Genomic DNA, 238 nt, shown 5'->3' with positions numbered 1-238 from the left:
TCCGAGACCGGAGGACCCTCCTTCTAAAACGGCTATTTTAGTGCCGTCTGGGGACCAGGATGCGCGTCCAAAGGCATCTTCGCCTTCCGCATTTGTTGCTATTTGTCGTAAAGAGCCTGTCTCAACATCCAGCATCCAAAACGTCGCATATTTTGAAACTAACGTTCCTGAGGTGTAAACATTAAAGGCAATTTTTGTCCCGTCCGGGCTGGCTGAAATATGGCTTATATCAGCATCG

1 protein-coding gene is annotated in these 238 nt (G+C 48.3%); it reads right to left on the bottom strand.

Annotation, left to right across the window (positions count from 1 at the left end; translation table 11 throughout):
• Positions 1-238, bottom strand: a 238-nt coding sequence (locus ACXAFR_RS27695) for a hypothetical protein (RefSeq protein WP_475183477.1), incomplete at both ends; no start/stop codon positions are given.

This window comes from Pseudomaricurvus sp. ABR4_320, assembly GCF_056159445.1.
The sequence above is the reverse complement of the archived record's forward strand: the minus strand, read 5'-3'. Positions and strand labels throughout refer to the sequence as shown.